Below are 14,040 nucleotides of genomic sequence, written 5' to 3'. Positions count from 1 at the left end.
GAACGTACATTCTCCCCCTTAACAACCCGCAAATGCGCTTGAAAAAGGCGACAGTGTGATTAGTAAGCAGAGATGATAGTCTCACTTATAAACCTATAGAGGAAATTTACCCCCCTTACACCCAAGTATAAGAAGTCAACATTTTCACATCTCTCGCTTTAATTACTTACGCCGGTTCCAGCAGGTTCTTTTCAACTGCACGAAACGTTTCCACATGGTCGATATTCATTTGTTCGACCTCGCATCGTACAGCCCACTCGAACACAGACCGGTCGTCGCCACCGTAAAACATCTGGGTGATCAGCCCGGCATCCTTGGCTCTGGCAACCTGTTCCGCATCGATATTGTCTTCGTGAAACTCCAGGATGTGGGCATCCTGGGCCACGGCCCGGTCTACAGAGCCAACGTGCATGAAGAGAACCATGCGCTTCAGATCGGGCACGCGCGCACGCGCGCCGGCAAGAATGGACTGGTCAAAGGAAAAGGTCCAAGCGTCGTTCAGCATGCCGCGAACCGCGAGCATGTCACGCACTTCGACCGGATCGCCTTCCTTGATTTCGACATAGGTCCCGACCCGCCCCTTGCAGGCATCCAAAAACGCATCCAGTCTTGGTACGCGCTGCCCCTCGAAGTCGGCGCCGAACCAGGCGCCCGCGTCGAGCGTGTCGATATCCTTTGCAAGCAAATCGGTTATGCGGCCGTGCCCGTTGGTGGTTCGATCCACCGTGGCATCGTGAATAACGTAGAGGATACCGTCCTTTGAAGGGCGCACGTCGAGTTCAACGTAATCGGCACCGATCTCGATCGCCTTTTCCAACGATGCGAAGGTGTTCTCCGGCGCCAGCAGACTGGCGCCCCTGTGGCACACAATGACCGCGTTTTTCACGTCAATTCTCCTGTGTCTCCAGACCGGTTTCCAACCAGCATCCGGGGGTTTCCGGGGCCTGGGTGGAACGGTGCTAGAGGGAAATTGGACCAACAGGTGCCTGACTTTCTTGATGGATTGATGACAGGTATATTTTTCCTTCCCAATCAATATCTTAACTCTATCAACAATCCTGGATTGCAGGTTGTGACTTGCCTGAAGACCTCTCTTTGGCGAAAATGATTCTGTTTTTCCTGTCTCGAGAGACGCAAACTCCTTTCCAAACCGGCAAACCGCTCAATCAGACCTGCCTGCCATCCCGGCGTTGCGAGAAAAATTGTTCATTCCTTACGAACAGTCAGTCAAATGGCACTTCCGGATTTTTCTCTTATCTTCCCGACTAAGCGTTCAAGAGCGAACGCTTCCGTAACATCACACGAGGTTTGATCATGATCCGTCTCGCGGCTTCCGCACTCGCCCTTTCTCTTCTGACCGGCACCGCACTGGCCGAACCGGTTGCCTATGATTTCGACAAATCCCACGCCAACCTGAGCTTCAGCTACAACCACCTCGGTTACTCCACCACGGACGGCCGCTTCGGCAGCTGGGAAGGAAAACTGCTGGTCGACAAGGATGCTCCGGAAAACTCCTCCATCGAATTTACCATCGACGTCGACAGCCTCGACACCTTCTGGGCGGACCGGGACAAGCACTTCAAAAGCCCCGACTTCTTCGATGCCGAGAAATTCCCGAAAGTGACCTTCAAGAGCACCAAGGTCGAGCAGACCGGGGAGAATGAACTCGAAGTGACCGGCGACCTCACGATCAAGGACATCACCAAGCCCGCAACCCTGAACGTGACCGTCACCACCCTGGGCGAGCACCCGATGGCCAAAAAAGAAGCCGCCGGTTTCGCGGTTTCCACAGTTGTGAAGCGGTCCGACTACGGTATGGACATGTATGTTCCGTACGTCGGCGACGAAGTGACCGTGACATTCCACGCGGAATCGCTGAAGGCCGACACGACCAACTGATGTCTACAGCGAAGGCCGTTCAGCGGCCTTCGCCACTCAAGGATTTCCAAATGCTGCGCAACACCCTGTCGGGATACGGTCTGATCGCCATCTTGTTTCACTGGACGATGGCCTTGATGATTGTCTTCATGCTTGCGCTCGGACTGTACATGAAGCAACTGCCCCTGACGGAGCAATCGACGTTCCAGCTTTTCCAGTTGCACAAGTCGATCGGCTTCGTGGTTCTGGCGCTTGGCCTGCTGCGCATTCTCTGGCGGATCGTCAACCCGGTGCCTCGACTGCCTGCCGGCATGGCAGGGCTGGAGAAACTGGCCGCTCATGCGGGCCACTTCGGTCTTTATGCCCTGATCTTCGCCATGCCCGTGACCGGCTGGTTCATGGTATCTGCCTCACCCTGGGGGATTCCGACGATCCTGTTCAACATCTGGCCGGTGCCCCACCTCCCGGTCCCTTCGGCCCTTGGCTCGCAGGAGCAGGCGGAAAGCTTCTTCAAGCTCCTGCATGAGTACGGCGCCTACCTGCTGATCGCCCTGGTCATCGGCCACGTCGCGGCAGCTCTCAAACACCACTTCATTGCCCGCGACGACACGCTGAAACGCATGACATCGACAGCTCCCGCGAAGGCAAAGGCCTGATATTTCACTTTAGAGAGACACTCCATGCATCTGAAATTCTGCTCCTATCTAGCAGCGGCAGCTTTCACTTTTGGCACCGTGGCACCGTCCCTGGCCGACACCTGGAACGTTGACCCCGACAGAAGCAAACTCGGTTTTGAAGTTCAACAGGGCCAGGGAACGGTTCAGGGGACTTTCGAAACATGGACCGCCACCATCGAGTTCGATCCGCAAAAACCGGAAGACGCCAGGATTTCCGCACGGATAGAGCCTGCAAGCGCCTCCACCGGCAACGCGCAATTCGACGGCACGATCCCCTCGAAAGACTGGTTCGACGTCGATGGTTTTCCGGTTGCGGAGTTCAAGGCGGACGGCGCCCAGAAAATCGACGGAACCAGTTACAAGGCAGACGGTGTCTTGACCATAAAGGGCGTCACGCAGCCGATCACCCTTGAGTTCACGCTGGAGATTGACGGAGACACGGCGAAAGCCGACGGAACAGCGAAACTCAATCGTCTCGACTACAAGCTCGGCGAGGGCGTGGGCTCCGACACCGTCGGCGATGCCGTCACCGTCACGCTTGATCTGACCGCTGTCCGATAAACACCGACGCGACCCGGCAAACACCGGGTCCGACCAATTTGGCAGGCCGTGCGACTTGGCGTCCACGGCCTTTTTGCCGTATGAGAACAGCTCCGATTGATCCAGCGCCACCCGGTCATCTCGCTCGTGGGTGAAAGCCAGACAAGGAATGCCGTCATATGAACGCTCCCGTATCCCCTCCCGCCTATCATCACAGCGCGCTTTTCCCCCAGGGCGAAGACAAGACGCCCTACCGGAAGCTGACGTCGGACCACGTCAGAATGGCGGAATTCAACGGTGAAGACGTCCTGGTCGTTGAACCGGAAGGTCTCCGCCTGCTCGCCGAGGAAGCGTTCAAGGACATCAACCACTATCTGCGCCCGGGCCATCTAGAGCAGTTGAAGAAAATCCTCGACGATCCGGAAGCGACCGAAAACGACAAGTTCGTCGCCTACGACCTTCTGAAAAACGCCAATATCGCTTCCCATGGCGTCCTGCCCATGTGCCAGGATACGGGCACCGCGATCATCATGGGCAAAAAGGGGCGCAGGGTCTGGACCGACGGGATGGACGAGGCCAGGCTCGGAGAAGGCGCGCGCGACGCCTATTTCAAAAAAAACCTGCGCTATTCACAGCTCGCGCCGGTCTCCATGTTCGAGGAGAAAAACACCAAGAACAACATGCCGGCGCAGATCGAGCTCTATGCGGAAGGCGAGGATGCCTACAAGTTCCTGTTCATGGCAAAGGGCGGCGGCTCCGCCAACAAGACGTTCCTTTTTCAAGGCACCCCGTCGCTGCTCACCCACGACCGGATGGTCGAGTTTCTGAAGGAAAAGATCCTGACGCTCGGCACGGCGGCCTGCCCGCCCTATCACCTGGCGATCGTGATCGGCGGAACGTCGGCGGAGATGAACCTGAAAACCGCCAAGCTCGCCTCCGCGCGCTACCTCGACGGTCTGCCGACGCAAGGCTCGGACCTCGGACATGCCTTCCGTGACCTTGAGATGGAAGCGGAAATCCACAAACTGACCCAGGCCACGGGTGTCGGCGCACAGTTCGGAGGCAAGTATTTCTGCCACGATGTCCGCGTCATCCGGCTGCCGCGCCACGGCGCGTCGCTCCCCATCGGTCTGGCGGTTTCCTGTTCGGCGGACCGCCAGGCGGTCGGCAAGATCACAAAGGACGGTATTTTCCTGGAGCAGCTTGAAATGCATCCGGAGAAATATCTGCCCGAGGTGACCGACGAGCACCTGTCGGACAATGTGGTCAAGATCGACCTGACGCGGCCGATGTCCGAGATCCTCGGCGAACTTACCAAGCATCCGATCAAGACCCGGCTTTCGCTGACCGGCCCGCTGATCGTGGCCCGCGACCTTGCCCATTCCAAATTGCGCGACCGTCTCGAAAGCGGCGAGCCTCTGCCCGACTACTTCAAGAACCACCCGATCTACTATGCTGGACCGGCCAAGACACCGGAAGGCATGCCGTCCGGGTCTTTCGGTCCGACAACGGCTGGACGAATGGACGCCTATGTCGATCAGTTCCAGGCCGCTGGCGGCTCCATGGTGATGCTGGCCAAGGGCAACCGCTCCGCCCAGGTGCGCCGCGCCTGCCAGGCGCACGGCGGCTTCTATCTGGGTTCCATCGGCGGCCCCGCCGCCCGTCTCGCCCAGGACTGCATCAAGAAGGTGGAAGTGGTCGAGTTCGAGGAACTCGGCATGGAAGCCATCTGGAAGATCGAGGTCGAGGATTTCCCGGCTTTCATCGTCGTCGACGACAAGGGCAACGACTTCTTCAAGGAATTGAATCTGGGATAATCCCCCAGGGTCCGCGTCCAGGGTGACAAATGCTGTCGGCCGGTGCGCATCTCGCGTCTTGCGCGCCGGAGACAGCGCAAGACGTGCTTCCGGGCCCCCTCCGCAGATCCAGATCCGGTCCCGGCCCAACGGCCGGGACCATGCGTTTTGCGCGGAAGACGTGCCTGATCGTTTCCCGAAAAAGAGCGGCCCGGAACAGAGGGACGAATCGCTGATTACCGCTCCGCCGTCAGGAATGGTTCACCGACAATTCCGTTGCTCACGCATCTGAAAACGGCAACCATTCCGGGAACAGTGACACGCAGCTCGTTCCAGGAGAGAAAAACGTTGCATTTTCGGCACATTTTGACGGCGCCGACCACACTCACATTAACGTGAGATTCCATTTTCGCCTATTTTGGGCCATCATCATTAACACTGCGGCAAGGACCTTCTCCTAACGTAAGGGCGAACGCAATGTATGCGCTATGGTGGGTCTGGCGCGAATGGGGATCAGAATGAAGACGCTTATTTTTGCATTGTTTACACTACTGGCCGGTACGATGCTGCTGCCGGAAACGGCTTCTGCCCGGGCTGGCTTTTTCGATCACAGCACCAACACCTGGGTGACACCGAAATATCATCCGGGCGGCAAATCGCCGGTCCGGCGCAAGAAGGTCAGATACGATGGCCCGTACGCTCCGGGAACCCTGGTGATCGATACGTCCGAGCGCCGGCTGTATCACGTCCTTCCGGGCGGCAAGGCCATGAAGTATGGCGTCGGCGTCGGCAAGGACGGCTTCCAGTGGGCCGGCACGCACCGCATCAGCCGCAAGGCTGAATGGCCGGGCTGGACGCCTCCGCCGCAGATGCGGGCTCGCGAACGCGCGAAAGGCCGTATCCTTCCGGCTCATATGCCGGGCGGTCCCAACAACCCTCTCGGCGCCCGGGCGCTCTACATCGGCTCGACCCTGTACCGTATCCATGGAACGACTGAGCCGTGGACCATCGGTTCCGCCGTTTCTTCCGGCTGCATCCGGCTGGCAAACGAAGACATCATCCATCTTTACAGCAACGTGAAGGTCGGATCGAAAGTCGTCGTCAAACGCTGATCGCGCTCATAAAGACATTGAAAAGCCGGGCCCTTTCGCCCGGCTTTTTTGTGCCCGGAACATCCGGCAATTTATGCAAGCGACACCTTACCGGCCCTCATCCGGTCGTCCGCTCCGGGGCCAATGGGCCCGAATGTGACAAGACCCATCCCCATCCATTGCGGGTGCCTTTACCGGTCCCGGCTCAAACCTTTCTCTTCCAGCTCCTTGAGATAGCCACCCCAGTGGCGGTCGCGCTCATTGCCGAGTTCCCGCAGGTAGGTCCATGTGAAAATACCGGAGTTGTGCAGATCGTCGAAATGGATCTTCACCGCATAATTGCCGACCGGCTCGATTTTCAGGATCTCAACGCGGCGTTTGCCAGGCACGGTCCGCTTTTCGGATGGTGCATGCCCCTTGACCTCTGCCGAGGGAGAGCAGACCCGCAGATATTCTGCGGAGAGCGCATGCCGTTCCCCGTTGTCGAAAGCGACCGTGAGGCTGTCACGGTCCTTGGAGACCCGGAGTTCAGTCGGCCAGGGGGCGGTTTCGTCGGTCATTGGACATCCTGATTGCAGAGAAGGACCGTTTGTGATTTTACGCAGACGATAGTCTCACCCGCCCCGCCGTCAAGCCGGGTCTCGATTGGCCTGTTTCACCGCCTCATATCCCTCCAGCGCCGCCTGACGGGCAGCGGCGTGGTTCACGACAGGATACGGATAGGTCTCGCCAAGCCGCACACCCGCCCTTTCCAGAACCTCCTCCGCGGCCTCGAAAGGCGCGAAAAGCACTTCGGTCGGCAGGTCTTTCAGTTCAGGCACCCACTTGCGCACATAATCCCCCTCCGGATCGAATTTCTCGCCCTGCGTGATCGGGTTGAATATCCGAAAATAGGGCGCGGCGTCAGCGCCCGAACCGGCCACCCATTGCCAGCTGGCAGAGTTGTTCGCCAGATCGGCGTCGAGCAGCGTATCCCGGAACCAGGTTTCGCCATGGCGCCAATCGAGTCTCAGATGCTTGATCAGGAAGCTGGCAACGATCATGCGCACCCGATTGTGCATGTAACCGGTTTGCCAGAGCTCCCGCATCCCCGCATCGACGATCGGATATCCGGTACGCCCCTTGCGCCAGCGTTCCAGATCGCCAGGCGCTTCCCGCCAGGGATAGGCATCGAAAGCGGGCCGCCAGTTTTCCGAGGGAAGTTTCGGAAAGTGATACAGCAGGTGATAGGCAAACTCCCGCCACGCCAGTTCACTCAGGAACTTCGTTCCATCCCGGGACGACCCGTCGCCGGTTTCCGTGTGTCGCAGAGTTTCGTGCCAGACCTGTCGCGGCGAAATATCGCCGAAATGCAGGGCGGGCGACAGCCTCGACACGTTTGGCAGGTCCGGCCGGTTCCGCAAGGTTCCGTAGCCGTCCAGACCGTTTTGCAGAAATGCCTTCAACCGCTTGTGCGCGCCTTTTTCTCCGGGTTCCCAAAGCTCGCCCCAGCCCTCGGCCCAATCGGGATTTGAAGGCAGCAGTCCAAGCGCTTCCAGTGCTTCGCCTTGCGGCCCTTCGGCGAACCGGACATCGTCTGGAGCCGGAAGCGGCGTTTCCACCTCCAGGTCCTGCGCGGCTTTCCAGAAAGGGGAATAGACCTTGAACGGACCGCCGGACTTGGTTTTCAGTTCCCAGGGCTCGAAAAGCAGCGAGGCCTTGAAGCTCTTCGCCTCAAGCCCATCCTCCTTCAGCACGGCCTTGATATCGGTGTCCCGTTCGATGGCATGCGGTTCGTAGCACCTGTTCCAGTAGACGGCTTTGGCGCCCGTCTCCTTCGCGAGTTCCGGAATCAAATGGCGCGCGCTGCCGCGCAGAAAAACCAGCCCCGGCAACGCCTTTTTCAGCGCGGCCAGACTGTGATACAGCCACCAGCGGCTGGCTCCCCCCATTGGATGCGAGTCCCCGGACTGATCCGCCGTTTCCAGTACGAAAACGGGAAGAACGGCCCCTTCCCTCGCGGCGTGAAAAAGAGCTGGGTTGTCGCTGACGCGAAGGTCCTGGCGAAACCAGACAAGTGTGGTCATGATGGCTCTTGCTTCCTGTTCGAAGAGACGTTTTCCAAGCGCACTTCACCCGCCCCGGTCTGAGCGTGTTTGGCACCTGTCCGGCCGTGTCCACCTCCTTGGCCGGGCACGCCCTTTAGTCCTGCGGCAGGCTTCCGGGCGAAAGCGCTCCAGAGACAGCCGGACCGGATGCCGTAAAGTGCAGTAGCTAATACGGCTGCGCCGGCAATTGGATCAAAGCCCTTGCGCAGACAAACCGGTATCGGTGCCGGATGGATTGACATAAGTATACTATCCAGTTTACCTGAAGCGGATCTGCGGTCCGTTCGGTTCGGTTTCGATTGATATTGTCTGCCGTAACGCCATATGATCGGAGAATAAATAAAGTTTCCAGGGAGAGGAAAACGTGACGGACGGTAAGATCGTGTTGCCGGTGACAAAAACGGACGCATTGTCCGCGCCATCCCCCATGATAGACCCCTTCGGCCGCGCGGTGAGCTATCTTCGCGTGTCGGTCACCGACCGCTGCGATTTCCGTTGTGTCTACTGCATGGCGGAAGACATGACTTTCCTGCCCAAGCGCGAGGTTCTTTCTCTCGAGGAACTGGACAGGCTTTGTACCGCCTTTATCGAGAAAGGTGTTCGCAAGCTGCGTCTGACAGGCGGCGAACCGCTTGTGCGCAAGAACATCATGAGTCTGATCCGCAGTCTTGGGCGACACCTGGAGTCAGGTCTTCTCGACGAACTGACGGTCACCACGAACGGCTCACAGCTTCAGCGCTTCGCCGGGGAGCTACACGATTGCGGCGTGCGCCGGATCAACGTGTCCCTCGACACGCTCGACCCTCAGAAGTTCAAGGCTGTGACCCGCTGGGGCGACCTTGGCAAGGTGATGGACGGTCTTCGGGCGGCGCGCGAAGCCGGGCTCCAGATCAAGATCAACATGGTCGCGCTCAAGGATGTGAACGAAGACGAGATCGTTCCCATGCTCAAATGGTGCCATGACGAGGGCTATGATCTGACCCTCATCGAAACCATGCCGCTCGGTGAAATCGACGGAGACCGGACGGACCAGTATCTTCCGCTTTCAACCGTGCGGGCCCGTCTTGCCGAGCGTTTCACGCTGACGGACATTCCTTACAAAACGGGTGGCCCCGCGCGCTACGTCACTGTTGAGGAAACGGGCGGACGGCTCGGCTTGATCACGCCGATGACACATAATTTCTGTGAAAGCTGCAACCGGGTTCGCGTTACCTGCACCGGCCAGCTCTACATGTGCCTGGGGCAGGATGACATGGCCGACCTGCGCGCGCCTCTCAGAGCCTCTGAAGGCAACGACCTCCTGAACAAGGCAATTGATGAAGCCATCGGTCGCAAGCCGAAGGGACACGACTTCGTCATTGACCGTACCACCAACCAGCCGGCGGTCTCCCGTCACATGAGCGTTACAGGCGGATAAATCCGTAAAAGACGGGTCTGACCGTCCCTGAACGCAAGTCGTTCATTCCGCCGGCACCATCTCCCGGCGGGTGGAGACCAGTCTTATTGCGACTGCCGCGATCAGACCGGCACCCACGCCGGCTGCCATAATCCAGATCATCGCCCAGGGCGACCCGGCGAGAAAACCGTCCGCGTACAGCCTTGCAACCAGGGAACCGGCCACCGCTCCGGTCGCGACTTGCAATGACGCAGTCAGGCCCGAGGCCGATCCGGCGAGGTCGGGCCGCACACTGACGGCGCCGGACAGCGCGCTCGGCAGGCAAACGCCGTTGCCCAGTCCAAGAACGAACATCGGCAAAAAAAGGCTCGCCGGCGTCAGCGCCTCGAACAGGGTGAACCCGGCCACCAACACGACCGCAAGCCCGCTTATCAAGGTGCCGGCGAGTACCATTGGAAACATGCCGACGCGTTCGGCGTATTTTCCGGACAGGAAATTCCCGGCCATATAGCCGAGCGCGACAAACATGAAGTAAAATCCCATTTCGGCAGCCGTCATGGACATAAGTCCGGCCGCGATGAACGGGGCGCCGCCGAGATAGGCGAAATATGTCAGCGCCGAAAAGGTCGCCGTCAGCGCGTATCCCCAGTAAAGAGGCTCCCTGAAAAGGCGAAGATACGATTGCAGGACCTGGCGCGCGGTCACGGCCACGCGTGTCTTGTGGGTTTCCGGCAGGCGGTAGACGCTGGCCCAAAGGACCCCTACGCCGAATATCAGCATGAGAAAAAAGCCGCCTCGCCAACCGTAGAACTGATCCAGCACCCCTCCCATCGCAGGTGCGAGCGCCGGCATCACCGCCAGCCCCATGGTCACATAGCCGATCATGCTTGCCGCTTGCCGCGGACCATAAAGATCCCTGACGATCGCGCGACCGAGAACCAGACCCGTGCAGCCGCCCGCGGCCTGGATGACCCTCGCGGCGATCAGCCACTCGATCGACGGCGCGAGCAGGCAAAAGATGCTGCCAACGACGAAAAGGGCCATTCCGATTATGATCACTGGACGCCGGCCGAACAGGTCCGAAAGCGGGCCCCAGAACAACTGCGACACGGCGACAGAGATGAAGAACGCGGACATGGAGAGCTGGATTTCGCCCGCCGTGGCGGAGAACACCGCCATCATCCCGGCAAGAGATGGCAGGTAGATCTGCATGGCCACCGGGCTGACGGTCGAAATCGCAATGAGGACCGCCAGTGAGGGTTTCGGTTCACCGGCAGCGGTCTGAGGATGGGCTGGCGTCATTCCCGGGAAGGAACCTTTGTTCGTTTTTCTTTCCGCACAATCGCGGGCCTGACCCTAGGCAAACCGCGTGATCAGGACGTGAAAAACCTAATTGTTCCAACCGCTAAGGATTTCACACCCTTCTAGCGAGCGAAAATTCGGCCTAAACCCTCAAATTGATCCATAAAACAAAATATCGTCTTTTTTTCTTTCGCGACGTGCGATTTGGCAAAAAGCAGTGAGCCTGGAAACCGCATGCGATTCGGCCAGAGTCGGAATTCGCTGCCAATCGCCATGGAAAAACGGCTCGGCAACTCCGCTTGCAAGCGCCTTGAGGTAGCGAAACGAGGGGCTCTGAAAGCCCCAGACCAGGCTCAGTCGAACACAATCTTCGGCGCGGCTCTTTCCGCGCTGGCCGCGGACTGTTCGATACCCGCGACGACCTTTGCGGCGATGTCCCGGTAGATGGCCGCGACAGGCCCTTCGGGATCGGAGACGACAATGGGCGTTCCGGCATCGGACGTTTCCCGGATCTTCATGGTCAGAGGTATTTCGCCCAAAAAAGGCACATTGAGGTGTTCGGCTTCCTTGCGCGCGCCCCCATGACTGAAAATGTCGTGGCGGCTGCCGCAGTCAGGACACAGGAAGTAGCTCATATTCTCAACGATCCCGAGCACGGGAACATCGACGCGCTTGAACATGTTCAATCCCTTTCGCGCGTCGATCAGGGCGAGATCCTGAGGTGTCGATACAATTACCGCGCCGGCGAGCGGGACTTGCTGCGCCATGGTGAGCTGGGCGTCTCCGGTGCCTGGAGGCATATCCACGACGAGAACATCGAGTTCGCCCCAGGCGACCTCGCGCAACATCTGTGTCAGGGCGGAAATCACCATCGGTCCCCGCCAGATCATCGGCGTTTCCTCTTCCACCATGAAGCCCATCGACATGACCTTCACGCCGTAGCCCTCAAGGGGTTTCAGCAGCCGGCCTTCAAGCGGTTCGGGCCGACCGGATACCTTGAACAGGCGGGGAACGGACGGACCGTAGATATCGGCGTCGAGCACACCGACCTTCAGACCGTTGGCGGCCATGGCGAGGGCCAGATTCGCGGTCGTCGTGGATTTCCCCACACCGCCTTTGCCGGAAGCGACCGCGATAATGTGCCTAATCCCCGGAACGCCCGGTTTGGCGGACGCATCTTCCCGGACAGGCCGCTGAGGCTGACGCGGCGCCGGTCTCTGTGCCGTGTTCCGGGCGTCTCCAGGCGCCCGCTCCGCCGTCAACGCCACCATGGCGTTTTCAACGCCTTCTACCTCCTTGACGACCTTTTCCGCCGCCTGCCGCAAAGGCTCGAGTTCCTGAGCCCGTTCCGCCGGAACCGTGATGGAAAACGCGACACGGCCGTCCGACACGAAGACGTCGGAAATGAGGCCCAGGGAGACGATATCTCCTTCAAGATCGGGTCCCTTGATCTGCTTCAGGCGTTCCATTACCGCCGATTTGATCGTGTCGTTCATTCGTCCGTCCTGCTGTCGAAGCCACCGTATCGGGATATCCCGTAAGCGCTTCATCAAACTTTTCAAATGGCGCCGCCGTAACAAAAATCAAACCGCCGCACGGCAGCGTCCCTCTCCCTCGCTCGAGGTCACAGATAAAATCCTTCCGCCGGTAAAACAAGCCTGCCGCAGCGCCACGCTTTGTCGCGCGGCAGGAGAGCCGAGGGCCCTGTGCGAGGGCAGCAATCTTTCGGTTGCAAGCCTGCCAAAGCCGATTACCCTGATCGGCGCCCCTGCTTTCAGACGTTCCTCCCCTCTCAAGACCTGCTGGATATCAACATGCCAACCTGCGTCATCACCGCAACGAACCGCGGGATCGGATTTGAACTTGCCCGCGTCGCGCTCGCCCGCGGCTGGACCGTCTTCGGCTCAATCCGATCAATGGAGAACGCGGAGACCTGCGCGGCGGCGCTCGGCGACGGCTTTCTGCCTCTCGTCTTCGACGTGAGCGACCATGCCGCCGTCCAACAGGCAGCGGCAAGGATCCCGGAAGGCATCGACCTGTTGATCAACAACGCGGGTGTCATAGGCCCGGAGCGGCAGACACCGTTCGACATGGATTTTCCAGGTTTCCAGGAGACGCTTGCCATCAACACGCTTGCCCCGCTGGCGGTCGCGCAGGCTTTTCTCCCTCATCTCAGGCGCTCCGGGTCCGGCAGGATCCTGACCGTTTCAAGCCAGATGTCCTGGATGGGCTACCGCAAGTCCGACACGCTGGCCTACCGCGCCTCGAAAGCGGCGGTCAACAAGGTCATGCAGGGGCTCGCGACCGAGCTTGAGCCGGAGGGTATCCCGGTTGTCCTTGTCGACCCGGGCTGGGTCCGCACCGATATGGGCGGCCCGCAGGCCGACAATTGTCCAATCGAGGTGGCAGAGGGCATTTTCAGGATCGGCGAGGGCCTGACACTTGCCGACACCGGTAAATTCCTTCGGTGGACAGGCGAAGAACGGCCGTTCTAAAACAGAAAAAACAATCGGGAATGAAAACCTATGCCCTGGCCTTTGCCCGTCACCCTGAAAGGCGCTTATGCCACGCTCGCGCCCTTGTCCCAGTCTCACGCGGCCGATCTGGCGGAAGCGGCCTCGGAAGGAGAGCTCTGGAAGCTCTGGTACACATCCGTACCGGAACCCGACGCGGTACCGGCTGAAATCGACCGCCGTCTGGCGCTTCAGGAAAGCGGGTCCATGCTGCCCTTCGCCGTGCTGACGCCAGATGGCAAGGCGGTCGGCATGACCACCTACATGAATATCGATGCCCTTCACAAACGGGTGGAAATCGGTTCGACATGGTACAGAAAGGCGGTTCAGCGCAGCCCGCTCAATACCGAGTGCAAGCGGATGCTGCTCGGCCATGCCTTTGAAGACCTCGACTGTATCGCCGTGGAATTCCGGACCCATTTCCTGAACCGCCAAAGCCGCGCGGCGATCGAACGCCTCGGCGCAAAACTCGACGGCGTTCTGCGGTCCCATCAACGCTCACCCAACGGGGCCCTGCGCGACACGGCGGTGTACTCGATTCTTCCCCATGAATGGCCGGCCGTGAAGGCGGGGCTCGATTTCAAGCTCGCCGAAGAGCGGTGACCTCCTTTTCCACACAAAGTTAAGCAAACGTAATTTTACACAGTTTTCTTATCTGCCGGCTTCATCATCAAAGCACTGCCTTCCCCAGACCTTTCCGTAAATTGCGTCACTATCAACACTCTTCTTCCAAAACGTCTAAAATTTTAAGCAAATGTGA

At 59.2% G+C, this 14,040-nt stretch carries 13 protein-coding genes; 8 read left to right on the top strand and 5 right to left on the bottom strand.

Annotated features, from left to right (window positions below):
• Window positions 1-166 precede the first annotated feature (166 nt).
• A complete protein-coding gene (locus JF539_RS08135) occupies window positions 167-886 on the bottom strand; it encodes a glycerophosphodiester phosphodiesterase (RefSeq protein ID WP_207139799.1) in 720 nt (239 codons plus the stop codon).
• Window positions 887-1,314: 428 nt separating this feature from the next.
• Here JF539_RS08135 and JF539_RS08130 point away from each other — a divergent pair, with 428 nt between their 5' ends.
• From JF539_RS08130 to JF539_RS08110, 5 genes are all read left to right on the top strand, one after another.
• The gene (locus tag JF539_RS08130; protein WP_207139798.1) at window positions 1,315-1,899 is read left to right on the top strand and encodes a YceI family protein; all 585 of its coding nucleotides are present in this window, start codon (window positions 1,315-1,317) and stop codon (window positions 1,897-1,899) included.
• A gap of 50 nt (window positions 1,900-1,949) precedes the next feature.
• The gene (locus JF539_RS08125; protein ID WP_207139797.1) at window positions 1,950-2,534 is read left to right on the top strand and encodes a cytochrome b; all 585 of its coding nucleotides are present in this window, start codon (window positions 1,950-1,952) and stop codon (window positions 2,532-2,534) included.
• Between the two features lie 24 nt (window positions 2,535-2,558).
• Window positions 2,559-3,116 carry a YceI family protein gene (locus JF539_RS08120; protein WP_207139796.1) on the top strand — a complete coding sequence of 186 codons (558 nt, stop codon included), beginning with the start codon at window positions 2,559-2,561 and terminating at the stop codon, window positions 3,114-3,116.
• 158 nt (window positions 3,117-3,274) lie between these two features.
• A complete protein-coding gene (locus JF539_RS08115; protein WP_207139795.1) occupies window positions 3,275-4,912 on the top strand; it encodes a fumarate hydratase in 1,638 nt (545 codons plus the stop codon).
• A gap of 497 nt (window positions 4,913-5,409) precedes the next feature.
• The gene (locus tag JF539_RS08110; protein ID WP_207139794.1) at window positions 5,410-6,003 is read left to right on the top strand and encodes a L,D-transpeptidase; all 594 of its coding nucleotides are present in this window, start codon (window positions 5,410-5,412) and stop codon (window positions 6,001-6,003) included.
• A gap of 170 nt (window positions 6,004-6,173) precedes the next feature.
• On the opposite strand, the gene JF539_RS08105 is transcribed toward JF539_RS08110, so the two are convergent.
• Complete coding sequence (locus JF539_RS08105; RefSeq protein ID WP_207139793.1) at window positions 6,174-6,542, bottom strand: gamma-butyrobetaine hydroxylase-like domain-containing protein; 369 nt, start codon at window positions 6,540-6,542, stop codon at window positions 6,174-6,176.
• A 69-nt stretch (window positions 6,543-6,611) separates the two neighbouring features.
• On the bottom strand, window positions 6,612-8,048 hold the full coding sequence (locus JF539_RS08100) for a cryptochrome/photolyase family protein (protein WP_207139792.1): 1,437 nt from the start codon (window positions 8,046-8,048) through the stop codon (window positions 6,612-6,614).
• A 448-nt stretch (window positions 8,049-8,496) separates the two neighbouring features.
• Here JF539_RS08100 and moaA point away from each other — a divergent pair, with 448 nt between their 5' ends.
• Window positions 8,497-9,486: a GTP 3',8-cyclase MoaA gene (gene moaA / locus JF539_RS08095; protein WP_236042434.1), complete on the top strand. Its 990-nt coding sequence runs from the start codon at window positions 8,497-8,499 to the stop codon at window positions 9,484-9,486.
• 42 nt (window positions 9,487-9,528) lie between these two features.
• Here moaA and JF539_RS08090 read toward each other — a convergent pair whose 3' ends face one another.
• On the bottom strand, window positions 9,529-10,767 hold the full coding sequence (locus tag JF539_RS08090) for a multidrug effflux MFS transporter (RefSeq protein ID WP_207139790.1): 1,239 nt from the start codon (window positions 10,765-10,767) through the stop codon (window positions 9,529-9,531).
• A 353-nt stretch (window positions 10,768-11,120) separates the two neighbouring features.
• Complete coding sequence (gene apbC, locus JF539_RS08085; RefSeq protein ID WP_207139789.1) at window positions 11,121-12,263, bottom strand: iron-sulfur cluster carrier protein ApbC; 1,143 nt, start codon at window positions 12,261-12,263, stop codon at window positions 11,121-11,123.
• A gap of 318 nt (window positions 12,264-12,581) precedes the next feature.
• Between apbC and JF539_RS08080 the strand changes: the two genes are divergently transcribed.
• Both JF539_RS08080 and JF539_RS08075 read left to right on the top strand, forming a co-directional pair.
• Window positions 12,582-13,262, top strand: coding sequence for an SDR family oxidoreductase (locus tag JF539_RS08080; RefSeq protein ID WP_207139788.1), 681 nt, complete (start codon window positions 12,582-12,584; stop codon window positions 13,260-13,262).
• 30 nt (window positions 13,263-13,292) lie between these two features.
• Complete coding sequence (locus tag JF539_RS08075; protein ID WP_207139787.1) at window positions 13,293-13,883, top strand: GNAT family N-acetyltransferase; 591 nt, start codon at window positions 13,293-13,295, stop codon at window positions 13,881-13,883.
• Window positions 13,884-14,040 lie beyond the last annotated feature (157 nt).

Source organism: Roseibium aggregatum (genome assembly GCF_017309185.1).
Classification (GTDB): domain Bacteria; phylum Pseudomonadota; class Alphaproteobacteria; order Rhizobiales; family Stappiaceae; genus Roseibium; species Roseibium aggregatum_B.
This window is presented reverse-complemented; position numbering and strand designations above follow the sequence as displayed.